19 protein-coding genes are annotated in these 24,321 nt (G+C 70.8%); 10 read left to right on the top strand and 9 right to left on the bottom strand.

Features of this window, described 5'->3' with window-relative positions; all coding sequences use genetic code 11:
* Positions 1-96: 96 nt before the first annotated feature.
* Positions 97-1,752, bottom strand: a complete 1,656-nt coding sequence (locus FHX78_RS16750; RefSeq protein WP_145868264.1) for a protein kinase domain-containing protein — start codon at positions 1,750-1,752, stop codon at positions 97-99.
* A gap of 357 nt (positions 1,753-2,109) precedes the next feature.
* On the opposite strand from FHX78_RS16750, the gene FHX78_RS16745 reads away from it, so the two are divergent.
* The 4 genes from FHX78_RS16745 to FHX78_RS37950 all read left to right on the top strand — a co-directional run bounded on the left by FHX78_RS16745 (position 2,110) and on the right by FHX78_RS37950 (position 7,755).
* Positions 2,110-3,750, top strand: a complete 1,641-nt coding sequence (locus FHX78_RS16745) for a protein kinase domain-containing protein (protein WP_145868263.1) — start codon at positions 2,110-2,112, stop codon at positions 3,748-3,750.
* A gap of 355 nt (positions 3,751-4,105) precedes the next feature.
* A complete protein-coding gene (pdhA, locus tag FHX78_RS16740) occupies positions 4,106-5,311 on the top strand; it encodes a pyruvate dehydrogenase (acetyl-transferring) E1 component subunit alpha (RefSeq protein WP_145868262.1) in 1,206 nt (401 codons plus the stop codon).
* Position 5,312: 1 nt separating this feature from the next.
* Positions 5,313-6,290 carry an alpha-ketoacid dehydrogenase subunit beta gene (locus FHX78_RS16735; protein WP_145868261.1) on the top strand — a complete coding sequence of 326 codons (978 nt, stop codon included), beginning with the start codon at positions 5,313-5,315 and terminating at the stop codon, positions 6,288-6,290.
* 10 nt (positions 6,291-6,300) lie between these two features.
* Complete coding sequence (locus FHX78_RS37950; protein WP_145868260.1) at positions 6,301-7,755, top strand: dihydrolipoamide acetyltransferase family protein; 1,455 nt, start codon at positions 6,301-6,303, stop codon at positions 7,753-7,755.
* 77 nt (positions 7,756-7,832) lie between these two features.
* Here FHX78_RS37950 and FHX78_RS16725 read toward each other — a convergent pair whose 3' ends face one another.
* Together FHX78_RS16725 and FHX78_RS16720 are read right to left on the bottom strand one after the other, a co-directional pair.
* The gene (locus FHX78_RS16725; protein ID WP_145868259.1) at positions 7,833-8,873 is read right to left on the bottom strand and encodes a BRO-N domain-containing protein; all 1,041 of its coding nucleotides are present in this window, start codon (positions 8,871-8,873) and stop codon (positions 7,833-7,835) included.
* Between the two features lie 198 nt (positions 8,874-9,071).
* Positions 9,072-9,971 (bottom strand): D-alanyl-D-alanine carboxypeptidase family protein, encoded by a 900-nt coding sequence (locus FHX78_RS16720; protein ID WP_145868258.1) that lies wholly within the window; start codon positions 9,969-9,971, stop codon positions 9,072-9,074.
* 196 nt (positions 9,972-10,167) lie between these two features.
* Between FHX78_RS16720 and FHX78_RS16715 the strand changes: the two genes are divergently transcribed.
* Positions 10,168-10,821 (top strand): GntR family transcriptional regulator, encoded by a 654-nt coding sequence (locus FHX78_RS16715; protein ID WP_145868257.1) that lies wholly within the window; start codon positions 10,168-10,170, stop codon positions 10,819-10,821.
* The gene (locus FHX78_RS16710; protein WP_145868256.1) at positions 10,818-12,149 is read left to right on the top strand and encodes an MFS transporter; all 1,332 of its coding nucleotides are present in this window, start codon (positions 10,818-10,820) and stop codon (positions 12,147-12,149) included. Before FHX78_RS16715 ends, FHX78_RS16710 begins: the two co-directional genes overlap by 4 nt.
* Before the next feature lie 181 nt (positions 12,150-12,330).
* On the opposite strand, the gene FHX78_RS16705 is transcribed toward FHX78_RS16710, so the two are convergent.
* Entirely contained in the window at positions 12,331-13,155 is an 825-nt protein-coding gene (locus tag FHX78_RS16705) for a maleylpyruvate isomerase family mycothiol-dependent enzyme (RefSeq protein WP_145868255.1), read from the bottom strand.
* A gap of 183 nt (positions 13,156-13,338) precedes the next feature.
* Here FHX78_RS16705 and FHX78_RS16700 point away from each other — a divergent pair, with 183 nt between their 5' ends.
* Positions 13,339-14,133 carry a carbon-nitrogen family hydrolase gene (locus FHX78_RS16700; RefSeq protein WP_145868254.1) on the top strand — a complete coding sequence of 265 codons (795 nt, stop codon included), beginning with the start codon at positions 13,339-13,341 and terminating at the stop codon, positions 14,131-14,133.
* 87 nt (positions 14,134-14,220) lie between these two features.
* Here the strand turns inward: FHX78_RS16700 and FHX78_RS16695 are convergent, their stop codons facing one another.
* The 4 genes from FHX78_RS16695 to FHX78_RS16680 all read right to left on the bottom strand — a co-directional run bounded on the left by FHX78_RS16695 (position 14,221) and on the right by FHX78_RS16680 (position 18,409).
* On the bottom strand, positions 14,221-14,715 hold the full coding sequence (locus FHX78_RS16695; RefSeq protein ID WP_145868253.1) for an LURP-one-related/scramblase family protein: 495 nt from the start codon (positions 14,713-14,715) through the stop codon (positions 14,221-14,223).
* A 129-nt stretch (positions 14,716-14,844) separates the two neighbouring features.
* Complete coding sequence (locus tag FHX78_RS16690) at positions 14,845-15,093, bottom strand: DUF6458 family protein (protein WP_145868252.1); 249 nt, start codon at positions 15,091-15,093, stop codon at positions 14,845-14,847.
* Between the two features lie 81 nt (positions 15,094-15,174).
* The gene (locus FHX78_RS16685) at positions 15,175-16,473 is read right to left on the bottom strand and encodes a M18 family aminopeptidase (RefSeq protein WP_145868251.1); all 1,299 of its coding nucleotides are present in this window, start codon (positions 16,471-16,473) and stop codon (positions 15,175-15,177) included.
* A gap of 109 nt (positions 16,474-16,582) precedes the next feature.
* Positions 16,583-18,409, bottom strand: a complete 1,827-nt coding sequence (locus FHX78_RS16680) for an acyl-CoA dehydrogenase (RefSeq protein ID WP_145868250.1) — start codon at positions 18,407-18,409, stop codon at positions 16,583-16,585.
* 163 nt (positions 18,410-18,572) lie between these two features.
* Between FHX78_RS16680 and FHX78_RS16675 the strand changes: the two genes are divergently transcribed.
* Positions 18,573-19,037 carry an SseB family protein gene (locus tag FHX78_RS16675; RefSeq protein ID WP_145868249.1) on the top strand — a complete coding sequence of 155 codons (465 nt, stop codon included), beginning with the start codon at positions 18,573-18,575 and terminating at the stop codon, positions 19,035-19,037.
* 132 nt (positions 19,038-19,169) lie between these two features.
* On the top strand, positions 19,170-20,153 hold the full coding sequence (locus FHX78_RS16670) for a pirin family protein (protein WP_145868248.1): 984 nt from the start codon (positions 19,170-19,172) through the stop codon (positions 20,151-20,153).
* A 64-nt stretch (positions 20,154-20,217) separates the two neighbouring features.
* Here FHX78_RS16670 and FHX78_RS16665 read toward each other — a convergent pair whose 3' ends face one another.
* Positions 20,218-22,365: a SpoIIE family protein phosphatase gene (locus FHX78_RS16665; protein ID WP_145868247.1), complete on the bottom strand. Its 2,148-nt coding sequence runs from the start codon at positions 22,363-22,365 to the stop codon at positions 20,218-20,220.
* Positions 22,366-22,521: 156 nt separating this feature from the next.
* Here FHX78_RS16665 and aspS point away from each other — a divergent pair, with 156 nt between their 5' ends.
* Positions 22,522-24,285 carry an aspartate--tRNA ligase gene (gene aspS, locus FHX78_RS16660; protein WP_145868246.1) on the top strand — a complete coding sequence of 588 codons (1,764 nt, stop codon included), beginning with the start codon at positions 22,522-22,524 and terminating at the stop codon, positions 24,283-24,285.
* Positions 24,286-24,321 lie beyond the last annotated feature (36 nt).

The raw sequence follows: 24,321 nt of genomic DNA, 5'->3' as shown, positions 1-24,321 counted from the left end.
CTGCCGGGCCCCTTCGTCGTACCGTCACCCGCGGCCGGGGCGGACCTTCCCGTCACCCGCGGCCGGGGCGGACCTTCCCGTCACCCGCGGCCAGGGTCAGGACGGGGGGTTCCCCGTCGAGACCTTGAAGGTGATCTCCGGCATGTTCTCGGGGTCGACGTCCGTGCCGGCGGGCGGGAACTGGTCCCGCACGGAGCCCTCGCCGTAGGTGTTCTCGTCGACCTTGACGATCTTGAAGTCGCCCCAGCCGGCGGCCTGGAGGCACTCCTTCACCGAGCCGATGTACTTGAACTTGAAGTTGGGGAGCCGGATCTTCTCGGGGTCGTTGTACGACTCCTGCGGCTCCTCGCACTCCTCCTTGTCGATCTCCTTCGACGTGTCGGGCCCGCGGTAGCCCTCCGCCTTGCCCGTCGACGCCGTCGCCGAGGGGGTGCCGCCCCCGCCGCCCTGCGGCTCCTTTTCGCCGCCGTTCATCATCAGGGCGGTGATCAGGCCGCCGACGGCGACCAGGGAGACGACGACCGAACCGATGATCACCGACTTGTTCCGGCCGCCGCGCGCACCGCCCGACGCCGGAGTCTGGGGCGTGATGTTGTAGGGCGGCGGCGTCGAGGGACCCTGCTGCGGGGAGTACGCCGCCGAGGCGGGCGTCTGGTAGCCGCCCTGCTGCGGGTAGCCGTACGCCGGGGAGGGCGCGGAGGGTGCCGGGGTGCCGTACGGGTTCTGGTGCGGCGCCGGCGTCGGCTGGTACGGCGTCTGCACGTTGCCCGTGGGGGCCGGGGTGCCCTGGCCGACCGGCGGGAACACCGCGGAGCCGACGCCCGCGCCGCTCTGCGCCTGCGCGCCGGGGACGATGCTCGGCGGCGCCGCCTGGAAGGACTGCGCCACCCGCAGGCACTCCCCGCGCATCGACTCCGCGCTGGGGAAACGCTCGTTGGGGTTCTTCTTCAGCGCGCGGGCGATCAGCGCGTCCACGGCCGGCGGCAGCGCCCGGTTGATGGAGGACGCGGTCGGCGGCTCCTCCTGCACGTGCGCGTACGCGATGGCCAGCGGCGAGTCCGCCTCGAACGGCAGCCGCCCGGTGACCAGTTGGAACAGCATGATGCCGACCGAGTACAGGTCGGAGCGGGCGTCGACACCGCGGCCGAGGGCCTGCTCCGGCGAGAGGTACTGCGGGGTGCCGACGACCATGCCGGTCTGCGTCATCGACGTCACACCGGACTGCATGGCGCGGGCGATGCCGAAGTCCATCACCTTGACCACGCCGCGCTTGGTCATCATCACGTTGCCCGGCTTGATGTCGCGGTGGACCAGCCCCATCTCGTGGCTGATCTCCAGCGCCGCCAGCACGTCCGCGGTGATCTTCAGCGCCTTGTCGGCGGGCATCGCGCCCTGCTGCCGCACGTCCTCGTCCAGCACGGAGCCCAGCGGGCGGCCCTCGACGTACTCCATGACGATGTACGGCGTCGTCATGCCGTCCACGTCGTCCTCGCCGGTGTCGAAGACCGAGACGATGTTGGTGTGCGTGAGCTTCGCCACGGACTGGGCCTCGCGGCGGAAGCGCTCACGGAAGGCCTGTTCCCGGCCGAGTTCCGTGTGCAACGTCTTGATCGCGACCTGGCGGTCGAGCACGCTGTCGTAGGCGAGGTGCACCGACGCCATGCCACCCTGGCCGAGCAGGTCCCGGAGTTGGTACCGTCCGCCGGCGAGCGCCCGCCCCGCGTACCGGCCCGTCGCGCCGTCCTGGCTCATGTTCCGCGTCCCCCGTAGCCTCTCCGGCGCCGCCGTCCGTGACTCTTCGTCGACCGCTTCGTCGTAGATCCAATGTGCTATTCCCGGCCAAGTCTGCCCGAGGGCACTGACACGTCAAGCGTGGTGCCCGTTCCGTGACCGTACGCGAAAGAAGCGTCGCGGAAGCGTTACAGGGGTCGTACGACCGGTACACCGAATTTGCACGACAGTACGGAGTGAGGGTTTCATGGCCGGTCCGTCCCGTGCCGGTCCTGGCAGTCCGTCTCGGACCGGAGGCCCCCGCGAAGGCTGTAGCGTGGCCGACGGAGACCGTAACAACACCGCGCGCACCGCGGGCAGAAACGACGGCGAGGACTGATGGCACAGCAGCAGCGCGCTCAGGGCCCGTCCGACCCCGAGGCGACTGGCGGCGGCATCTCGGACGCGCCGGACAACTGGGGCAACGGCGGGCTTGTCGGCGACGGCCGGTACCGGCTGACGCACCGGCTCGGCCGGGGCGGCATGGCCGAGGTGTTCGCCGCAGAGGACGTACGGCTCGGGCGCACGGTCGCCGTCAAGCTGCTCCGCTCCGACCTCGCCGAGGACCCCGTGTCCAAGGCGCGCTTCACGCGCGAGGCGCAGTCGGTGGCCGGTCTCAACCACCACGCGATCGTCGCCGTGTACGACTCCGGCGAGGACGTCGTCGGCGGCCAGTCGGTGCCGTACATCGTGATGGAGCTGGTCGAGGGCCGCACCATCCGCGACCTGCTGATGAACGCCGAGGCCCCGGGCCCCGAGCAGGCGCTGATCATCGTCTCCGGTGTCCTGGAGGCGCTCGCCTACTCCCACCAGCACGGCATCGTGCACCGCGACATCAAGCCGGCCAACGTCATCATCACCCACAACGGCGCCGTGAAGGTGATGGACTTCGGCATCGCCCGCGCGCTGCACGGCGCGTCCACGACGATGACCCAGACCGGCATGGTCATGGGCACCCCGCAGTACCTCTCCCCGGAGCAGGCGCTCGGCAAGGCCGTCGACCACCGCTCCGACCTGTACGCCACCGGCTGCCTGATGTACGAGCTGCTGGCGCTGCGGCCCCCCTTCACGGGTGAGACGCCGCTGTCGGTGGTCTACCAGCACGTCCAGGACATCCCCACGCCCCCCTCGGAGGCCTCGGACGGCTGCCCGCCGGAGCTGGACGGGCTGGTCATGCGCTCCCTCGCCAAGGAGCCCGACGACCGTTTCCAGACGGCCGAGGAGATGCGCGGACTGATCCAGTACGCGCTCCAGATGCTGTACGACCAGGGCGGCCACACCGGCACCTGGAACACCGGCCCGGTCCACCTGCACGAGGGCCGGCACACCCCCGCGGCGGGCTTCGCGGGCACGACCGCGATGCCGCACCCGGACGCCTCCAGCACGGCGGCCATCCCGCAGCCGATCCTGCCCACCGGGTACGGCGGCGGGGACGACGGCGGTTTCGAGGGCCACGGCAACAGGGGCAGCGGACGCGGCAAGCTGCTGGTCCTCGCGGTGCTCGCGGTGATCGCCATCGCGGCGGGCGTCGCGCTGGCGATGAACGGCAGTGGCGACGGCGGCGGAGGGAAGCCCGACACGTCCCCGTCCGTGACGCAGACCACCGAGGACGAGAAGTCCAGCGAGAGCCCGAGCGACGAGGCGACCGAGGAGACCACCGACCCGGGCACCGACACCGGCACGGACCCGGGCACCGGTTCCGGCGGCAACTGGGACCAGACGTACACGCCGTCCGAGGCCCCGTCGCAGACGCAGTCGGAGGAGCCGAGCAACCCGCCGACGAGCTCGCAGCCGACCGCGCCCGACACGCCCACCGGCGGCACGGACACCGGTGGCACGGACGTCGGCGGTACGGACGCGGGCGGCACCGACGCGGGCGGTACGGACGCCGGTGGCACCGACGCGGGCGGCACCGACGCCGGCGGCGCGGACGCGGGCGGCACCGACGCCGGAACCTCCGTCGGCAACGTGGGCGGCTGACCCTCTCCTCCGCCGGGCGGCCCCCGCGCGGGTGGTGTCGCGAAACTCGACCCTTCCCGTGTCCGGGGTGCCCGGGATAACGTGCCGTTGCTCCGGCAGCCTGCAAGGCTGTGACCAGCGCACCTTCAGGACCGTCCCCGATTTACTTGGATATCCAAGCAAAATCGCAGGTCAGATGGGGTTTCACAGAAATGTGGAGCACTGGGTACCGTGCCTCTTGCAGGGCGCTCGCCGGGGCACCTGTCACGCCTGTTCCCGGCCGAGTGGCACCCACCCCGTGCCCGGTGGTCGAGTAACAGGTGAGCCGCACTGGCCTACCGGCAACCCCGGGGGCCGGACCGACGGAGGAGCACACGTGACCGTGGAGAGCACTGCCGCGCGCACACCGCGACGCAGCGCCGGAACGAAGGCCGGCACCACCGGCACCAAGCGCACCACCAGCACGACCAAAAAGGCCGTCGGCGCCAAGAAGAGCACCGAGCCCGCCCTCGTCCAGCTGCTGACGCCCGAGGGCAAGCGCGTCAAGAACGCACAGTTCGACGGTTACGTCGACGGCATCACCGCCGAGGAGCTGCGCGGCCTGTACCGCGACATGGTGCTCACCCGACGCTTCGACGCCGAGGCCACCTCCCTTCAGCGCCAGGGCGAGCTGGGCCTGTGGGCCTCGCTGCTCGGACAGGAGGCGGCGCAGATCGGCTCCGGCCGGGCCCTGCGCGACGACGACTACGTCTTCCCCACCTACCGCGAACACGGCGTCGCCTGGTGCCGCGGAGTGGACCCGGCCAACCTGCTCGGCATGTTCCGCGGTGTGAACAACGGCGGCTGGGACCCCAACGGCAACAACTTCCACCTGTACACGATCGTCATCGGCTCCCAGACCCTGCACGCCACGGGGTACGCGATGGGCGTCGCCAAGGACGGCGCGGACAGCGCGGTGATCGCCTACTTCGGCGACGGCGCCTCCAGCCAGGGCGACGTGGCCGAGGCCTTCACCTTCTCCGCGGTCTACAACGCCCCGGTGGTGTTCTTCTGCCAGAACAACCAGTGGGCGATCTCCGAGCCGACCGAGAAGCAGTCCCGCGTGCCGCTGTACCAGCGCGCTCAGGGCTACGGCTTCCCGGGCGTCCGCGTGGACGGCAACGACGTGCTGGCGAACCTCGCCGTCACCAAGTGGGCCCTGGAGCGGGCCCGCGCCGGTGAGGGCCCGACGTTGGTCGAGGCGTTCACGTACCGCATGGGCGCGCACACCACCTCCGACGACCCCACCCGCTACCGCCACGACGACGAGCGGGCCGCCTGGGAGGCCAAGGACCCGATCCTGCGCCTTCGCCGCCACCTGGAGTCCGCACACCACGCGGACGAGGGATTCTTCGCGGAACTGGAGGCCGAGAGCGAGGCGTTGGGCAAACGAGTGCGCGAAGCGGTCCGTGCCATGCCGGACCCGGACCACTTCGCCATCTTCGAGAACGTGTACGCGGACGGTCACGCGCTCGTGGACGAGGAGCGGGCGCAGTTCGCCGCCTACCAGGCGTCGTTCGCGGACGAAGACGGGGGTAAGTGAGATGGCTGAGAAGATGGCCCTGGCCAAGGCGATCAACGAGTCGCTGCGGCGTGCCCTGGACGCGGACCCCAAGGTCCTCGTCATGGGTGAGGACGTCGGCAAGCTCGGCGGCGTGTTCCGGGTGACGGACGGACTGCAGAAGGACTTCGGCGAGAGCCGTGTCATCGACACCCCGCTCGCCGAGTCGGGCATCGTCGGCACGGCGATCGGCCTGGCCCTGCGCGGCTACCGCCCGGTGGTGGAGATCCAGTTCGACGGCTTCGTCTTCCCGGCGTACGACCAGATCGTCACGCAGCTCGCGAAGATGCACGCCCGCTCGCTGGGCAAGGTCAAGCTCCCCGTCGTCGTGCGCATCCCCTACGGCGGCGGCATCGGCGCGGTGGAGCACCACTCCGAGTCCCCGGAGTCGCTGTTCGCGCATGTCGCGGGCCTGAAGATCGTCAGCCCGTCCAACGCGTCGGACGCGTACTGGATGATGCAGCAGGCCGTCCAGAGCGACGACCCGGTGATCTTCTTCGAGCCCAAGCGGCGCTACTGGGACAAGGGCGAGGTCGACACCGAGGCGATCCCCGGCCCGCTGCACGCCGCCCGCGTGGTGCGCGAGGGCACGGACCTGACGCTCGCCGCGTACGGCCCCATGGTGAAGCTCTGCCAGGAGGTCGCCGGTGCGGCGGCCGAGGAGGGCCGCTCCCTGGAGGTCCTCGACCTGCGGTCGGTTTCCCCGATCGACTTCGACGCGATCCAGAGGTCGGTGGAGAAGACGCGCCGGCTGGTCGTCGTCCACGAGGCACCGGTCTTCTTCGGTTCCGGCGCGGAGATCGCCGCGCGGATCACGGAGCGCTGCTTCTACCACCTGGAGGCCCCGGTGCTGCGGGTGGGCGGCTACCACGCCCCGTACCCGCCGGCCCGCCTGGAGGAGTCCTACCTCCCGGACCTGGACCGGGTGCTCGATGCCGTCGACCGCTCGCTGGCGTACTGAGGAGAGGGTCGTGACGACGATGACGGACGCGTCCGTACGCGAGTTCAAGATGCCGGACGTGGGCGAGGGCCTGACCGAGGCCGAGATCCTCAAGTGGTACGTCCAGCCCGGCGACACGGTCACCGACGGCCAGGTGGTCTGCGAGGTCGAGACGGCGAAGGCGGCCGTCGAACTGCCCATCCCCTACGACGGGGTGGTGCGCGCGCTGCACTTCCCCGAGGGCACCACGGTCGACGTGGGCACGTCGATCATCGCGGTGGACGTCTCCGGCGGCGCCGCCCCGGAGGCGGCGGCGCCCGCACCGGCCGCCGCGCCGGAACCGGTGGCCGAGGAGCCGAAGGCCGAGCCGGCGGCCCGCCAGCCCGTCCTGGTGGGTTACGGCGTGGCGACGTCCTCCACCCGCCGCCGCCCCCGCAAGGCGGCGGCCCCGGACGCCGCGGCCCAGCAGGCGGCGGCCGCCGTCCAGCAGGAGCTGAACGGCCACGCGGCGGCCGCGGCTCAGGCTCCGGCTCCGGCTGCGGCTCCGGCTCCGGTCGCGGGGGCGTCGCGCCCGCTGGCCAAGCCCCCGGTGCGCAAGCTCGCGAAGGACCTGGGCGTCGACCTGGCCACGGTCACCCCGACCGGCCCGGACGGCATCATCACCCGCGAGGACGTCCACGCGGCGGTGGCGGCGGCGCAGCCGGCCGCCCCGGAGGCCCCCGCCGCCGTCCCGGCCCCTGCCCCCGCGCCCGCCGCGTCCGTCGCGCCGGCGTCGTACGACACCGCGCGCGAGACCCGCGTCCCGGTCAAGGGGGTGCGCAAGGCGACGGCGGCGGCGATGGTCGGCTCGGCGTTCACCGCCCCGCACGTCACCGAGTTCGTGACGGTCGACGTGACGCGCACGATGAAGCTGGTCGAGGAGCTCAAGCAGGACAAGGAGTTCACGGGCCTGCGCGTGAACCCCCTGCTGCTGATCGCCAAGGCGCTGCTGGTCGCGATCAGGCGCAACCCCGACATCAACGCGTCGTGGGACGAGGCCGCCCAGGAGATCGTGGTCAAGCACTACGTCAACCTGGGCATCGCGGCGGCCACCCCGCGCGGCCTGATCGTCCCGAACATCAAGGACGCCCACGCCAAGACGCTGCCGCAACTGGCCGAGTCCCTGGGCGAACTGGTGTCCACGGCCCGCGAGGGCAAGACGTCCCCGGCGGCGATGCAGGGCGGCACGGTGACGATCACCAACGTCGGCGTCTTCGGCGTCGACACCGGCACGCCGATCCTCAACCCCGGCGAGTCCGCGATCCTCGCGGTCGGCGCGATCAAGCTCCAGCCGTGGGTCCACAAGGGCAAGGTGAAGCCCCGCCAGGTGACCACGCTGGCCCTCTCCTTCGACCACCGCCTGGTCGACGGCGAGTTGGGCTCCAAGGTCCTGGCCGACGTGGCCGCGATCCTGGAACACCCGAAGCGGTTGATCAGCTGGGCGTGAGGGCACGGACCGGGTAGGTTCATGACGGGAGGGGCGCCGCAAGTTGGAGTTGCGACGCCCCTTCTGCCGTGCCGGGCTCAGACCTGGTGCAGCACGTACACCGGGGCCCCGTCCTCGGCCCCGCCCCGCGAGTGGATGCAGGCGTGCTTGCGCAGCAGCCGCAGGCACTCGTTGACGCGGCGCACGGACAGCCCGGTACGGGCGGCGATCGACTCCAGCGGCTCGCGCAGCTCCCCCTGTTCGACGAGCACGGGGGCGATGAACACGGCCACCGTCCACACGTCCTCCGTCACGGACAGCCGCTGCCGCCAGTCGGCCAGCAGGGACTCCGTGGTGGGCAGCGCGGTGACGGGGCTCCGGGGCTCCCGGCCCCGCAGGGCGAGGGCGTCGAACCGGTCCGCGATGCGCTCCACCGCCCGGACCATGGCCTGCTGCACGGCGACGGTGGCCTGTTGCGTGCCCAGCATCTCCCGCTGCATGGCCAGCGTCTCCCGCTGCGTGTCCAGCATCTCCTGCTGCACGGCCAACGCCTCCCTTTGCATGGCCACCATCTGCGTTTGCAACGCGATCGATGCACGCTGACCGTTGGCCAGCTCCTCGTCCAGCTGGAGGTTGTGCGCCTCGAGCCGGACGATGGCCTCGGCGACCTGTTCCGGCATGGCGTAGGCGACGGGGGCGCCGGGTTCGGGGGGTTGCACCTCGGCCTCGTCGAGGGAGTACGAACCCTCGCGCTGCACGGTCTCGATGACTTCGGCGGCCCATTGCTTGAAGGGCGCGCAGGCCGGCTTGGTGCAGGCGTTGACGAGCAGGATCAGGCCCTGGAGAGAGATGACGTTCAGGTCTCGACGCCACTCCCTGCCTGCGGGAACGCCGAGACCGTAAGTTCCGGTGACGGTCTCGAGATTCTCTCGGTGTTCGTCCGGGACATGGTCCGAGAGTGCCTGCCGGGCGTTGGTGTGCCCCAGTTCCCTGCACACGTCCACCGCCGGGAACCAGTGCGTTCCGTCCGGCATGGTCAGCCTGCGCACCCGCGCGCCGGTAGCCGCGTACACGAAGTCACTGACGTCGATCGCGTCGTGCTGCTCGGCCCGCTGGGGCCGGTTGCTCGGTTCGTTCATGTGAACCACCTCCGTCGCGGAACGTAGAGCTGTGCGGAGGGCATATGCCAGCCGGTTCAGGGATGTTCACGACTGCGAGCGAAGGTGAGCGAAAACTCCCGTCCCGGCCGACGGGAGGGGGTATGGCCACCCACGCGCGGAAGGGGCCCGTCGGCGGTGACGGGCCCCTTCGGGGCGTGCGGTGGTGCGGGTGCGGACTCAGGCCTTGCCGAAGCCGTAGCTCAGGAGCTGCTTGGCGTCCTTCTCGCGCTGGGCGGCGGAGGAGGAGGCGAGGACCGTGCCGATGACGGTCTTGCCGTTCCTCGTCGCGGCGAAGACCAGGCAGTACTTGGCCTCCGGGCCGGAGCCGGTCTTCACGCCGATCGTGCCGCTGTAGTTGCTGAGCAGCGTGTTCGTGTTGGTCCACGGCGCCATCGTGCGGGTGCTGCCCGTCTTGGTGATGGTCTTCGCCGTGTACTTCTTCGTCTTCACGATCGAGCGGAACGTGGAACTCTTCATCGCGCTGCTCGCGATCTTCGTCAGATCGCGCGGCGTCGAGTAGTTCTTGCCGTTGCCGATGCCGTCGAACGAGTCGAAGCTGGTGTTCTTCAGGCCCAGCTTCTTCGCCTCCGCGTTCATCTTGCCGATGAACGACTTCACCCGGGCGGACCGCGTCGAGCCCGAGCCGAACTTGTCCGCGAGCGCGTACGCCGCGTCGCAGCCGGACGGCAGCATCAGCCCGTACAGCAGCTGGCGCACGGTGACCTTGTCGCCGACGATCAGGCGGGCCGACGAGGCGTTGTGCTTCACGATGTAGTCGCTGTAGGCCATCTGGATGGTGACCTTGGCGTCCAGGTTCAGGTTCTTCTGCGCCAGCACGACCTTCGCGGTCATGATCTTCGTCGTCGAACCGGTCGAGCGACGCGTGTCCGCCGCCTTGGTGTAAAGCGACTTTCCGTTCCCGTTGTTCATCACGTAGCCGCCCTTGGCGACGATCGTGGGTGCGGCGGCGGCCTGCGCGGGCGCCGCGTGGAGGGCCCCGGACGCGAGCACGGCGCCGGTGGTCACGGCGACGCCGACGGCTCTGCGGAGGCGGATGCCCTGAATGCCGGTATTCAAGTGAGGTACCCCGATTGAGTTGAAATTCCCCAGTGGTGCGACGGAGGTGCAGCACGGCCCGCAAGGGAGCCGCACCTGTCTGACGCACGCCGACGGCGGAGGGTTGTACGTGAAGCGGGTCACTTTCCCGGGGGTGAGTCGGTCCGCATCGTGGACGGATACTTCCATGCGTACGTGTTGTATCTATCCTGTCGGCATGAGCCTGGCCGCCGTGAAGCAACCGCCCGCCGCCGACCGCGTCTACACCCACGTCAAGCAGGGCGTCCTGGACCGCCGTTACGAGGGCGGGACGCTGCTCACCGAGGGGGAGCTGGCGGAGGCCGTGGGCGTCTCGCGGACCCCCGTGCGCGAGGCGCTGCTGCGCCTGGAGGTCGAGGGCCTGATCAGGCTCTACCCCAAGAAGGGCGCTCTCGTCCTGCCGGTCTCCGCCCAGGAGATCGCCGACGTGGTGGAGACGCGGCTGCTCGTCGAGGAGCATGCCGCGAGGAAGGCCGTGCCCGCCCCGCCCGGACTCATCGAGCGCCTGGAGCTGCTGCTCGACCGGCAGCGGGAGCAGGCGGCCGCCGGGGACTTCGCCGCGGCCGCCGTCACCGACCGGTGCTTCCACGCCGAGATCGTGCGCAGCGGCGGCAACGAGATCCTCTCCCGCCTCTACGACCAACTCCGCGACCGCCAGCTGCGCATGGGGGTCGCCGTGATGCACTCCCATCCCGACCGCATCGCCAAGACCCTCGCCGAGCACGGCGAGATCCTTCAGGCGCTGCGCTCCGGCGATCCGGAGGCGGCCGTCGCGGTCGTCCACCGGCACGTCGGCTGGTTCTCCCACCTGGCCCGGGGCGAGGTGCGATGAGCGGCGCGGCACGCACGGACTCCGGCAGCCTGCCCGGGGACCCTCCCCCAGAGGGGGCACCCCCAGGCGGACGGCGCGCCCTCGCCGTGTGGGGCATCGGCGTCTCGGTCTACTTCGTCGCCGTCATCTTCCGCACGTCGCTGGGCGTGGCCGGCCTCGACGCCGCCGACCGCTTCGACGTGGGCGCCTCCGCCCTGTCCACGTTCTCCATCCTGCAACTGCTGGTCTACGCGGGCATGCAGATACCCGTCGGGCTGCTGGTCGACCGGCTCGGCACCAAGAAGGTGCTGGGCATCGGCGTCGTGCTGTTCACGGCCGGACAGCTCGGCTTCGCGTTCTCCCCGTCGTACGGCATGGCGCTCGCCGCGCGGGCGCTGCTCGGCTGCGGGGACGCGATGACGTTCATCAGCGTGCTGCGGCTGGGCACCCGCTGGTTCCCTGCCCGGCGCGGGCCGCTGGTCGCGCAGATGGCGGGCCTGGTCGGCATGGCGGGCAACCTCGTCTCCACGCTGGTCATCGCCCGGCTGCTGCACGGCATCGGCTGGACGGCGGCCTTCGCGGGCAGCGCGTTCGCCGGTGTCGTGGTGTTCGTGCTGCTGGTGCTGTTCCTCAGGGACCACCCAGAGGGGCACGAACCGGAACCCGTCCCGCACCAGGGGGCCGCGTACGTGCGCCGGCAGATCGCCGCTTCCTGGCGGGAGCCCGGGACGCGGCTCGGGCTGTGGGTGCACTTCACCACCCAGTTCCCGGCGATGGTGTTCCTGCTGCTGTGGGGCCTGCCGTTCCTGGTCGAGGCGCAGGGGCTGTCCCGGGCGGCCGCCGGTGAGCTGCTCACCCTCGTCGTGCTGTCCAACATGGCCGTCGGGCTCGTCTACGGTCAGGTCGTCGCCCGGCACCACGGGGCACGGCTGCCGCTGGCGCTCGGCACGGTGGGCGCGACGGCGCTGGTGTGGGCGGTGACGCTGGCCTACCCGGCGGACACGGCCCCGATGTGGCTGCTGGTGGTGCTCTGCGTGGTGCTCGGTGCCTGCGGGCCGGCGTCGATGATCGGCTTCGACTTCGCGCGGCCCGCCAATCCGCCCGAGCGGCAGGGCACGGCGTCCGGGATCACCAACATGGGGGGCTTCGTCGCCTCCATGACCACGCTGTTCGCGATCGGTGTGCTGCTGGACGCCACCGGGGAGGACTACCGCCTCGCCTTCTCGGCGGTGTTCGTGCTCCAGGCGCTGGGCGTCACCCAGATCCTGCGGCTGCGCAGGCGGGCGGCGCGCAGGGAGCGGGAGCGGCTGGTCGCGAGCCGGGTGTCATCGGTCCACGTACCGGTGTAGGAACCGCCGTCCGCCCGCCGCCGCGGGAAGCGGTCCACGTGCCGCTGCGGGAACCGGTCCAACGTACCGGCGCAGCACCGGTCCAACGTGCCGGTGCGGGAACCGGGCTCGTGCCGGGGCACCCGCCGGTGCCGGTGTCCCGGCCCGCCACCTGCCCGGCGGGCGGGCCGGGACCGGCCGGCTACTTCGTCACCGCGAAGTGCCGCAGGATCGCCGCCGTCAGGTCCGGGTCGCCCTCCGTCTTCACCCGGTCCGCCACCGCCTCCGGCGTCACCCGGCCGCAGGCCAGGCGGACGTAGGTCTCCCAGTCCATGGCGAGGGTGGCGGCGGGGCCGAGCGCCGGTGCCGTCTCCAGGGTGCCGCGGCCCTGGATGTCGACGCGGATCGTGCGCAGGAACTCCACCGGACCGTGGACGTCGATGACCACGGCCGAACTGCGCGGCGCCTGCGCGTCCTCGGCCACCACGCGCGGCAGTTCCGCGAGCAGCACGTCACGGGCGATGTGCGCGCCGGGGGAGTCGAGGTTGCCCGGGCGGCCCAGCGCCGTGCGCAGATCCTGCTCGTGCGCCCACACGTCGAACGCGTGCCGGCGCATGGACTCCTCCAGGGTCAGCTCCGTGCCCAGCGGGCCGCGCACGGTGGCGTCCGGGGCGCGGTTCTCGTTCCGCAGCTGGCGGTTGCGGCGGATGATCATGAGTTCCAGCTCGGCGGTCATCTCCGGCGCCGTGTGGTGGCGGCGCACGTCGACCTGCATCTCCATGTACCGCTGGTGGTCGTTGGTGACGTGGAACAGGTCCCGGGGCAGCGTGTGGATGGGGCGCGGGTCGCCGTACATCTCGGAGTCCAGGCCGATCACGTGCGAGACCACGTCACGGACCGACCAGCCCGGGCACGGTGTGCGCAGGTTCCAGTCGGCCTCCGGCAACCGCTGCACCAGCTCGGATATCGCCTCGATGGAGTGGGTCCAGGCGTCGGCGTAGGGCTGGAGGGTGGGATGCAGACTCACGGAAACGGGACCCCTCGGCGGTCGGTACACGGGCAGGTGGTGGCGGCGGTGCCAGTGGGCGATGGCTGCACTCGGCGGGTGTCTTGGGACGCTAAGTTACGCTGCTGTGTGGCACCCCGGCAGTGCTTTCGTGTGACGATCGTAGGCCCGTGTGGGCGGGTCGAACGCCAGGACGGTGGTAGTGTGCGCGCCTCTTTGCTCCAAGTAGCCGTGAACGAGGGCGAATCGGTCGCGGCGCGGCGCCGTCGGGTCGCCGGGGCGGTACGGGATCAGGCCGGAGCCGATCTCGTCGTGCTGCCGGAGCTGTGGACCACGGGCGCGTTCGCCTACGAGGCGTTCGGCAGCGAGGCGGAACCACTCCAGGGGCCGACCCACGAGGCGATGGCCGAGGCCGCCCGCGACGCGGGCGTGTGGCTGCACGCGGGCTCCGTCCCGGAGCGCGACCCGGACGGGACGCTCTACAACACCTCCCTCGTCTTCTCCCCCTCCGGTGAGCTGGCCGCTTCCTACCGCAAGATCCACCGGTTCGGCTTCGACAAGGGCGAGGCCGTGCTGATGGGTGCGGGCGACGCGCTGGTGACGGTCCGTCTGCCGGACACCGTCATTGGTGTGGCCACCTGTTACGACCTCCGTTTCCCCGAACTCTTCCGCGGGCTCGTCGACGCGGGCGCCGAGACCCTCGTCGTCCCCGCGGGCTGGCCGGAACGCCGCCGGTCCCACTGGACGCTGCTGGCGCGGGCGCGGGCGGTGGAGAACCAGGCGTTCGTCCTCGCGTGTGGAACGGCCGGGACGCACGCCGGAGTTCCCCAGGCGGGTCACTCGATCGTGGTCGACCCTTGGGGCGAGGTCCTCGCGGAGGCGGGCCCCGGCGAGCAGGTCCTCACGGTCGACTTCGACCCGACGACGGTGGCGGGCACCCGCGAGCGCTTCCCGGCCCTCAAGGACCGCGTCCTGGGCCTGGACCGCCCGCGCCGCTGACCCGGGCGCCCCGGGGCGGCGCGCCCGCGCGGCCTCCCCTGGGCTGGGGCGCGCCCGCGGCGCCGGTGCCTCCCCGCGTCGCCCCCGCTACCCCTCCCGCTCCTTCTCCGCCAGGTTGATCACGCACACCGCCACCGCGATCAGCAGCGCCGGGTCCGTGTCCTCCCGTACGACGTCGACGCCGTACGTCTCCCGGACGTGCAGCCACCGCCGGGAGATCACGGCGAGCAGTTCGCCGTCGTACTCCACGGCGAACTCCCGGTCGAGGATCCGGCCGCTGACGTCCAGCTCGGTGGTGCCGTCCGCCAGGGACACCCGGTAGTGGTTGCGCAGCAGGGACAGCCGCTTGCGGCGGACCGTCGCCAGCGGCTCACCGCCCCGCTCGATCACCATGGTGTCCCGCAGGGCGAACATCTTCCGGCGGATGTCGACGAGGACGCGGCCCTCGGTGTCCTTCAGCTCGAAGGTGTCCCGCAGCCGCAGGGCCTTCCCGTCGACGAGGAAGACCTTGTTCCCCCGGTCGTCCTCGATCCAGTAGTCGTCCCCGATCCCGAGGATCCGGTCCCGCACGAGAAATCTCATGCACCACGGGTTCCCCGCGACCCGCCGCGGAACGCCGCCACTAGCCCGAGGGGCTGACGCCTCCGGGGACGGCGAAGGCGCGGGAGAACCTGTCTCCCGCGCCCGTGGTGGTGCGCATCGCGTGCCCGGTCAGACGCCGTACCCGTCGCTGTAGCCGTCACGGGTGTGCGGGCGGGTGTCGTCGACGACCGGCGTGGCGGGCGGTACGACGACCCGCCGGCGGCGGGCGATGCTGCTGAAGGTCGCGACGCCGATCAGACCGACGATCATGAAGATGATGCCGACCAGGTCAAGGTTGACACCCTGCATGTCCCAGTCGGTCGCGAACGTGAGGATTGCTCCCACGGCGATGAGGATGATGCATCCGCCGAGGCCCATGAGTGTCGCCTCCCTGTCCGGTGGTTCCGGTCGACACCGGGTACCCGGGCGGGCGCTCCTCATGCGCCGTGGGGGAGTTGACTACCCGTCGAGGAACGCCACCAGCGCGTTCGCCAGCAGGTGGGGGTCGTTGGCGCCGCACAGTTCGCGGGCGCTGTGCATCGACAGGATGGCCACGCCGATGTCGACGGTCCGGATGCCGTGCCGGGCCGCGGTGATCGGGCCGATGGTGGTGCCGCACGGCATCGCATTGTTGGACACGAAGGACTGGAAGGGCACGTTCGCCTTGTCGCAGGCGGCCGCGAACACCGCCCGGCCCGAACCGTCCGTGGCGTACCGGTTGTTGACGTTGACCTTGAGGATGGGGCCGCCGTCGACGCGCGGGTGGTGCGTCGGGTCGTGCCGCTCCGCGTAGTTGGGGTGGACGGCGTGGCCGGTGTCGGAGGAGAGGCAGACGGTGCCGGCGAAGGCGCGGGCCCGGTCCTCGTACGAGCCTCCGCGCGCGAACACCGAGCGCTCCAGGACACTGCCGAGCAGCGGGCCGTCCGCGCCGGTGTCGGACTGGGAGCCGTTCTCCTCGTGGTCGAAGGCGGCGAGCACCGGGATGCGGGTCAGGTCGGCGCCCCGGTTCGCCACCGCGGCGAGGGCGGCGGTGCCGGCGTGCACGGACAGCAGGTTGTCCATGCGCGGGCCGGCCACCAGCTCGCGGTCGCGGCCCAGGTAGGCGGGCGGCTCCACGGAGTGCACCATCAGGTCCCAGCCGGTGACCTCGCCGGACGGCAGGCCGGCGGTCTCCTCCAGGAAGGCGATGAGGTCGCCGTCGCGCACGTCGTCACCCATGCCCCAGACCGGCTGCATGTGCCGCTGCTTGTCGAGCTTGAGGCCCTCGGAGCCGACCGAGCGGTCCAGGTGGATGGCGAGCTGGGGGACTCGCAGCAGCGGGCGGTCGACGTTGACCAGGCGGGTGGAGCCGTCGCGCAGGGAGAGCCGGCCGGCCAGGCCCAGGTCGCGGTCGAGCCAGGAGTTGAGCAGCGGACCGCCGTAGATCTCCACGGCCACTTGGCGCCAGCCGTGCGCCCCGCTGTCGGGGCGGGGCTTCACGCGCAGGTTGGGGGAGTCGGTGTGGGCGCCGACGATCCGGAAGGGGGTGTGCGCGGTGGCTCCCTCGGGGACGTACCAGGCGATGATCGCGCCGCCGCGCAGCACGTACTTGCCGCCGGCCGTCCCGTCCCAGACGTCCGTCTCCGCGACCTGCCGGAAGCCCGCCTTCTCCAGCCGCTCGGCGGCGTTCGCCACGGCGTGGTACGGCGTGGGGCTCGCCGCCAGGAAGGACATGAGGTCGTCGGTGTGGCCGCGATCGAAGCGGGGGGGTTCGCTCATGGGGTTCACCTTAACGAGCGCGAGGGCCCGACTCCCTGGGCGGGAGCGGGCCCTCGCGGGGGCTCGGCGGACGCACGAGGACGTCTCGCGGGGTCTGTCCGGGGTGGGGCTAGAACGCCGCCTCGTCCAGCTCCATCAGGTCCAGCTCGACGCCCTCGGCGATCTTGCGGGCCAGGGTGACGCCGGGCAGGACGTTGGCCGCGAAGAACTTCGCGGCGGCGATCTTGCCGGTGTAGAACGCCCTGTCCTTGGCGGAGGCCGTCTGGAGCTTCTCGGCGGCGATCGCCGCGCCCCTGAGGAGCAGGTGGCCGACGATCACGTCGCCGGAGGCCATCAGCAGGCGGGTGGTGTTCAGGCCCACCTTGTAGATGTTCTTGACGTCCTGCTCGGTGGCCGCGAGGTCGGTGAGCATCAGGCCGACGATGGCCTCCAGCTCGACGGCCGCCCTGGCCAGGTGCTCGCGGGCGCCGGCCAGCTCCTCGCCGCCGGTGCCCAGGGCGAGGAACTTCTTGATGTCCTCGGCCAGCGAGTTCAGGGCCGCGCCCTGGTTGCGGACGATCTTGCGGAAGAAGAAGTCCTGGCCCTGGATCGCCGTGGTGCCCTCGTAGAGGGTGTCGATCTTGGAGTCCCGGATGTACTGCTCGATCGGGTACTCCTGGAGGAAGCCGGAGCCGCCGAAGGTCTGCAGCGACTGGGCGAGCTGCTCGTAGCCCTTCTCGGAACCGTAGCCCTTGACGATGGGCAGGAGCAGGTCGTTGAGCGCGTGCTCGGCGGAGGCGTCCTCGCCGTTCGCCTCCTTCACCGCGATCGTGTCCTGGACGGAGGCGGTGTGGAGGACGAGGGCGCGCATGCCCTCCGCGTACGCCTTCTGCGTCATCAGCGAGCGGCGCACGTCGGGGTGGTGGGTGATGGTGACCTTGGGCGCGGTCTTGTCCATGAAGTTGGCCAGGTCGGGGCCCTGGACGCGCTCCTTGGCGTACTCCAGCGCGTTGAGGTAGCCCGTGGACAGCGTGGAGATCGCCTTCGTGCCGACCATCATGCGGGCGAACTCGATGATGCGGAACATCTGGCGGATGCCGTCGTGCTTGTCGCCGATCAGCCAGCCCTTGGCGGGGTGGCGGTCGCCGAAGGTCATCTCGCAGGTGTTGGAGGCCTTCAGGCCCATCTTGTGCTCGACGTTGGTGGCGTAGACGCCGTTGCGCTCGCCCAGCTCGCCGGTCTCGACGTCGAAGAGGTACTTCGGGACGAGGAAGAGGGACAGGCCCTTGGTGCCGGGTCCGGCGCCCTCGGGGCGGGCCAGCACGTAGTGGAGGATGTTCTCCGACATGTCGTGTTCGCCGGACGTGATGAACCGCTTCACGCCCTCGATGTGCCAGGAGCCGTCCTCCTGCCGCACGGCCCTGGTGCGGCCGGCGCCCACGTCCGAGCCGGCGTCCGGCTCGGTGAGGACCATGGTGGAGCCCCACTGCTTCTCGACGGCGATCCGCGCGATCTTCTTCTGGGTCTCGTTGCCCTCGTCGTGGAGGATGCCGGCGAAGGCCGGACCGGAGGAGTACATCCACACGGCCGGGTTGGCGCCCAGGATCAGCTCGGCGTACGCCCAGATCAGCGAGGGCGGGGCGGTGGTGCCGCCGATGGCCTCGGGCAGGCCCAGGCGCCAGTACTCGGAGTCCATGAAGGCCTGGTAGCTCTTCTTGAAGGACGCCGGGACCGGCGCGGTGTGGGTCTCCGGGTCGAAGACCGGCGGGTTGCGGTCGGCGTCGGTGAAGGACTCGGCGAGCTCGTTCTCCGCGAGCCGGGTCAGCTCGTCGAGGATGCTCTTCGCGGTCTCGGTGTCCATCTCCTCGAACGGGCCCGTGCCGTACAGCTTGTCGCGCCCGAGTACTTCGAAGAGGTTGAACTCGATGTCGCGGAGATTCGACTTGTAGTGCCCCATGGCGACGGCTCCGTTAGAGAGGGATCGGCGAGGCACTGACTCCTCGCAACTGATTCACGTACCGACAAGTAGCTACGATGATGCTACCCGTCGGTAATAAGAAGCAACCCCGATCGGGACATCTGTGACCCAGCCCTCCCGCGGGGTCAGTAGTCTGTGCGGCATGTACGGCTACGACCAGAGCGCAGGCGCACAGCAGGGTTACGTCCCGCCGCAGCAGCAGATGCAGGGCGGGTACGGGCAGCAGGCGCCGCTGTACCCCGAGCCGTCCGCGCCCTCGCTCGCCGACGCGGTGCGCGCGTTCACCACGGGCCAGATGGCGGCCGAGGACTTCCAGCAGGTCTTCGCCACCTCCAAGGTGTACTGCCCGCGCGGCGACAACCCGGGGTTCCTCGCCCTGCACAACACCCAGCAGCCGGTGATCCCGATGTTCACCTCGCTCAAGGAGCTGCGGCGGTACGCGGGCAAGGAGTCCAAGTACTTCGTGATCACCGGCGCCGAGGTGATCGACCTGCTGCCGACCGGCTACGGCTTCGTGCTGGACATGGAGGGCGAGCACCGGATGGTGTTCGACGCGAAGGCCGTGGAGCAGATGGTCGACTTCGCCATGCGCCGTATGTACGGATAGTGCCCCGAGTGCGGCCGGCCGGCCCTGCCCGCACGCTGAGCCCGGAGGGAATTCCCTCCGGGCTTTCTCTGTTCCGGGTAGCAGGAAGTTCAACGCTCAACTAAAGTGGGCGTTAACCGAGGAGGTACCGACATGCCTGCAGTGACCGTCGAGAACCCGTTGACGCTGCCCCGCGTGACCGCGGCCGCCGACGCCCTGGCACGTCCCGTGCTCACCGTCACGACCGCTCCGAGCGGGTTCGAGGGCGAGGGCTTCCCGGTGCGCCGGGCGTTCGCCGGGATCAACTACCGCCATCTCGACCCGTTCATCATGATGGACCAGATGGGCGAGGTGGAGTACGCGCCCGGGGAGCCGAAGGGCACCCCCTGGCACCCGCACCGCGGCTTCGAGACCGTCACCTACATCATCGACGGGATCTTCGACCACCAGGACTCCAACGGTGGCGGCGGCACCATCACCAACGGCGACACCCAGTGGATGACGGCCGGCGCCGGCCTGCTGCACATCGAGGCGCCGCCGGAACACCTGGTCGTCTCCGGCGGGCTGTTCCACGGGCTCCAGCTCTGGGTGAACCTCCCGGCCAAGGACAAGATGATGGCCCCCCGCTACCAGGACATCCGCAGCGGCAGCGTCCAACTGCTCACCTCCCCCGACGGCGGCGCGCTGCTCCGTGTCATCGCCGGTGAGCTGGACGGCCACGAGGGCCCGGGCATCACGCACACGCCGATCACGATGATCCACGCGACGCTCGCGCCGGGCGCCGAGGTCACGCTGCCCTGGCGGGAGGACTTCAACGCCCTCGCCTACGTCCTCGCGGGCCGCGGCAGCGTCGGCAGCGAGCGGCGCCCGGTGCAGACGGGGCAGACCGCGGTGTTCGGCACGGGGTCCTCGCTGACCGTCCGCGCGGACGACAAGCAGGACGCGCACACGCCGGACCTGGAGGTCGTCCTGCTCGGCGGCCGGCCGATCCGGGAGCCGATGGCGCACTACGGTCCGTTCGTCATGAACACCAGGGACGAGCTGCAGCAGGCGTTCGAGGACTTCCAGAAGGGCCGCCTGGGCACCATCCCGGCCGTGCACGGGATGTCCGAGGAGGGGCCGGGGGCGGACCGGTAGGGCTGCCGGAGCCGTCCGTCGCCGTACGAGCCCCGTCCCGGTCACGACCGGGGCGGGGCTCGCCTCAGTGGTGGTGGTGGCCGTCCGGCCGCCGGTGCCCTTCGCCCTCCCGCTCGTACAGCTCGAACCAGATGCTCTTGCCCTCGCCGCGCGGGTCGACGCCCCAGGTGTGGGCGAGGAGCTCGATCATGAGCAGGCCGCGTCCGGAGGACGCCAGCTCACCCGGTCTGCGCAGGTGCGGCAGGTCGTCCCCGGCGTCGGTGACCTCGATGCGCATACGGCGGCCGTCGCCGCCGCCGGTCACCTCGGCGAGCAGCAGGGCGTCGGTGTCGGTGTGCACCAGCACGTTGGTGAGCATCTCCGACAGCAGCAGCACCGCCGAGTCCACCTGGTCCGCCGAGGACCAGTCGTGCAGCAGCTCGCGCAGTTGCTGCCGGGCCACCGCGACCCGCTCGGGCTCGGCCTGCGCCACCGTCAGCATCGTGCGGCGCACCGGCGGCCGCACGGTGTCCGTGTCCGCGCCGCAGCCGCATCCGTCGCCCTGCCGGCACAGCAGCAGTACGGCGATGTCGTCCTCGCGGCGGTCGGCCAGCGGGCCGGTGGTGTGGTGCGAGGAGGGGCCGTGCACCCCCTGCACCAGGGCGTCGGCCAGTTCCTCCTGGTTGCCCTTGTGCCCCTCGAGGATGGCGCGCAGCCGCTGCCAGCCGGTCTCCAGGTCGTGGCCGCCGGTCTCGATCAGCCCGTCCGTGCAGACCAGCAGGGTCTCGCCGGGCTCCAGGAGCAGCGGGGTGGTGGGGTAGTCGGCGTCCGGGTCGATGCCGAGGGGCAGTCCGCCCGCCGTCGGACGGGTCAGCACCGTCGCGTCGGCCATCCGGATCACCGGATCCGGGTGCCCGGCGCGGGCTATCTCCAGCACCCCGCTCGCGGGGTCGACCTCGACGTAGAGGCAGGTCGCGAAGCGCGTGTCGGCGGGGTCCGCCTCACCGATCCCGTGCAGGAAGCGGGAGGCGCGGGAGAGCACGGCGTCGGGGCGGTGGCCCTCGGAGGCGTACGCCCGCAGCGCGATCCGCAGCTGTCCCATCAGCCCGGCGGCCCGTACGTCATGGCCCTGGACGTCCCCGATGACCAGCGCGAACCGTCCGCTCGGCAGCGGGATCACGTCGTACCAGTCGCCGCCGACCTGGAGGCCGCCGCCGGTGGGGACGTAGCGGGCGGTGACGCTCATGCCCGGGATGCGCGGTCCGAGCTTCGGCATCATGGAGCGCTGCAGGTCGTCGGTCAGCGCCCGCTCGCTCTCGGCCGTGCCCGCGCGGGTCAGCGCCTGGGCCAGCATCCGCGCCACCGTGGTCAGCACGGAACGCTCGTCGGGGGTGAACGCGACCGGGTAGGCGAACGCGGCGAGCCAGGCGCCCATGGTGCGGCCGGAGGCGGTCAGCGGCAGGAAGGCCCAGGACTGGCGGCCGAAGCGCTGGGCGAGCGGCCAGGTGAGGGGGTAGCGGGCCTTGTACTGCTCCGGGGAGGAGAGGTAGACCGCGCGTCCGGTGCGCACCACCTCGGCGGCCGGGTAATCGGTGTCGATCGGCATGTAGGTGAACGGATTGTCGGCGCCGGGCTCGTGTCCGTGGTGGCCGATGATCGTGAGCCGGTCGCCCTCGACGCCGAACACGGCCAGTCCGTCCGGTGAGAAGCCGGGCATCGACAGATTGGCGGCGACCCGCAGCACCTCCTGCGTCGACCTGGCCTCGGCCAGGGCCCGGCCCGCGTCCAGCAGGAACGCCTCCCGGGAGCGCCGCCAGTCGCCCGTGACCGCGCTGCGGCCCGCGGGCGTGCCCGGGGTCGGCTCGGTGACCTCCTGGAGCGTGCCGGTGAGGACATAGGCCTTGCGCATGCGGTCGAAGGACGGTTTGAGACGGCTGCGCACCACGCGCAGGACCCGGTTCCGGTCGTCCATGATCCGGATGCGTACTTCGGCGAGGGTGCTCTCGGCGACGGCGAGCTGGACGACGCCGGTGATCTCGTTCCAGTCGACGGGGTGCAGCCGTGAGCGGATCTGGGCCTCGGTGAGCGTCGCCTGTTCGGGAGGCAGTCCGAGCAGCCGGGCCGACATGGAGTCGACCGTGACCAGCCCCGCGGCGGTGTCCCAGTGCCACAGGCCGGTGTCGAGGGCGGCGAGGACGTCCCCCAGGGCGGGCAGGGGCTCACCAGTACGCATTGCACCACTTTATGAAGATGGCGCCGAAAAGTGCCACCGAAGTCGGAAGCGCGATCGATGAGTAATGGCGGAGAAGCGATCTTGGGGTGGCCGGTAGGCTGGGAGGAGTTTCACGTGAAACAACGCCCCCGATCCGCGAAGGCTGGATGAACGACGATGCATCGGTACAGGTCCCACACCTGCGGCGAGCTCCGCGCCTCTGACGTCGGCACCGACGTCCGGCTGAGTGGCTGGCTGCACAATCGGCGCGACCTGGGCGGCATCCTCTTCATCGATCTGCGCGATCACTACGGCATCACGCAGCTCGTGGCCCGTCCGGGCACGGAGGCCTACGAGGCGCTGGACAAGCTCTCCAAGGAGACGGTGGTCCGCGTCGACGGCAAGGTCGTCTCGCGTGGCACGGAGAACGTCAACGCCGAGCTGCCGACCGGTGAGGTCGAGGTCGAGGTCGGCGTGGTCGAGGTGCTGGGCGCCGCCGCTCCGCTGCCGTTCACGATCAACGCGGAGGACGGGGTCAACGAGGAGCGGCGCCTGGAGTACCGCTTCCTCGACCTGCGCCGTGAGCGCATGCACCGCAACATCCTGCTGCGTACGTCGGTCATCTCGGCGATCCGCCAGAAGATGACGGCGCTGGGCTTCAACGAGATGGCGACGCCGATCCTGTCCGCGACCTCCCCCGAGGGCGCCCGTGACTTCGTCGTCCCCTCCCGTCTGAACCCGGGCAAGTTCTACGCCCTCCCTCAGGCGCCGCAGCAGTTCAAGCAGCTGCTGATGATCTCCGGCTTCGACCGCTACTTCCAGATCGCGCCCTGCTTCCGTGACGAGGACGCGCGCGCGGACCGCTCGCCGGGCGAGTTCTACCAGCTCGACGTGGAGATGAGCTTCGTCGAGCAGGAGGACGTCTTCCAGCCGATCGAGAAGCTGATGACCGAGCTGTTCGAGGAGTTCGGCAACGGGCGTCATGTGACGTCCCCGTTCCCGCGCATCCCGTTCCGCGAGGCGATGCTGAAGTACGGCTCCGACAAGCCGGACCTGCGCGCCCAGCTGGAGCTCGTCGACATCACCGACATCTTCGAGGGCTCGGAGTTCAAGGCGTTCGCCGGCAAGCACGTGCGTGCGCTGCCGGTGCCGGACGTCTCCGCCCAGCCCCGCAAGTTCTTCGACCAGCTCGGTGACTTCGCGGTCTCCCAGGGCGCGAAGGGCCTGGCGTGGGTGCGGGTGGCCGAGGACGGCTCGCTGTCCGGCCCGATCGCGAAGTTCCTCACCGAGGAGAACGTCGCCGAACTGACCAAGCGGCTCTCGCTGGCCGCGGGCCACGCGGTGTTCTTCGGCGCGGGCGAGTTCGACGAGGTCTCGAAGATCATGGGCGCGGTCCGCGTCGAGGCCGCGAAGCGCGCCGGCCACTTCGAGGAGAACGTCTTCCGCTTCTGCTGGATCGTCGACTTCCCGATGTACGAGAAGGACGAGGACACCGGCGCGATCGACTTCTCGCACAACCCGTTCTCGATGCCGCAGGGCGGTCTGGAGGCCCTGGAGACCCAGGACCCGCTGGACATCCTGGGCTGGCAGTACGACATCGTCTGCAACGGTGTCGAGCTGTCCTCCGGCGCGATCCGGAACCACGAGCCGGAGATCATGCTCAAGGCGTTCGAGATCGCGGGTTACGACCGCGAGACGGTCGAGGAGAAGTTCGCCGGCATGCTCCGCGCGTTCCGCTTCGGCGCGCCGCCGCACGGCGGTATCGCCCCCGGCGTCGACCGCATCGTCATGCTGCTCGCCGACGAGCCCAACATCCGCGAGACCATCGCCTTCCCGCTCAACGGCAACGCCCAGGACCTGATGATGGGCGCACCGACGGAGCTGGACGAGGCCCGCCTGAAGGAACTCCACCTGACGGTGCGCAAGCCGCAGCCGAAGTAACCCGACGCACGGAAGGGGCCCGGAACCGGTATCGCG

This window comes from Streptomyces capillispiralis, from assembly GCF_007829875.1.
GTDB lineage: Bacteria > Actinomycetota > Actinomycetes > Streptomycetales > Streptomycetaceae > Streptomyces > Streptomyces capillispiralis.
Note: the sequence above shows the minus strand (reverse complement) of the source record. Positions and strands in the feature narration are given on the sequence as shown.

Excerpts from the sequence above, each read along its gene's own strand:
- FHX78_RS16750 (WP_145868264.1), bottom strand. The coding sequence starts at position 1,752 with ATGAGCCAGGACGGCGCGACGGGCCGGTACGCGGGGCGGGCGCTCGCC.
- FHX78_RS16665 (WP_145868247.1), bottom strand. The coding sequence starts at position 22,365 with ATGCGTACTGGTGAGCCCCTGCCCGCCCTGGGGGACGTCCTCGCCGCC.
- FHX78_RS16715 (WP_145868257.1), top strand. The coding sequence starts at position 10,168 with ATGAGCCTGGCCGCCGTGAAGCAACCGCCCGCCGCCGACCGCGTCTAC.
- FHX78_RS16690 (WP_145868252.1), bottom strand. The coding sequence starts at position 15,093 with ATGGGCCTCGGCGGATGCATCATCCTCATCGCCGTGGGAGCAATCCTC.
- FHX78_RS16695 (WP_145868253.1), bottom strand. The coding sequence starts at position 14,715 with ATGAGATTTCTCGTGCGGGACCGGATCCTCGGGATCGGGGACGACTAC.
- FHX78_RS16685 (WP_145868251.1), bottom strand. The coding sequence starts at position 16,473 with ATGAGCGAACCCCCCCGCTTCGATCGCGGCCACACCGACGACCTCATG.
- FHX78_RS16735 (WP_145868261.1), top strand. The coding sequence starts at position 5,313 with ATGGCTGAGAAGATGGCCCTGGCCAAGGCGATCAACGAGTCGCTGCGG.
- FHX78_RS16725 (WP_145868259.1), bottom strand. The coding sequence starts at position 8,873 with ATGAACGAACCGAGCAACCGGCCCCAGCGGGCCGAGCAGCACGACGCG.
- FHX78_RS16745 (WP_145868263.1), top strand. The coding sequence starts at position 2,110 with ATGGCACAGCAGCAGCGCGCTCAGGGCCCGTCCGACCCCGAGGCGACT.
- FHX78_RS16680 (WP_145868250.1), bottom strand. The coding sequence starts at position 18,409 with ATGGGGCACTACAAGTCGAATCTCCGCGACATCGAGTTCAACCTCTTC.
- FHX78_RS16710 (WP_145868256.1), top strand. The coding sequence starts at position 10,818 with ATGAGCGGCGCGGCACGCACGGACTCCGGCAGCCTGCCCGGGGACCCT.
- FHX78_RS16675 (WP_145868249.1), top strand. The coding sequence starts at position 18,573 with ATGTACGGCTACGACCAGAGCGCAGGCGCACAGCAGGGTTACGTCCCG.
- aspS (WP_145868246.1), top strand. The coding sequence starts at position 22,522 with ATGCATCGGTACAGGTCCCACACCTGCGGCGAGCTCCGCGCCTCTGAC.
- FHX78_RS16670 (WP_145868248.1), top strand. The coding sequence starts at position 19,170 with ATGCCTGCAGTGACCGTCGAGAACCCGTTGACGCTGCCCCGCGTGACC.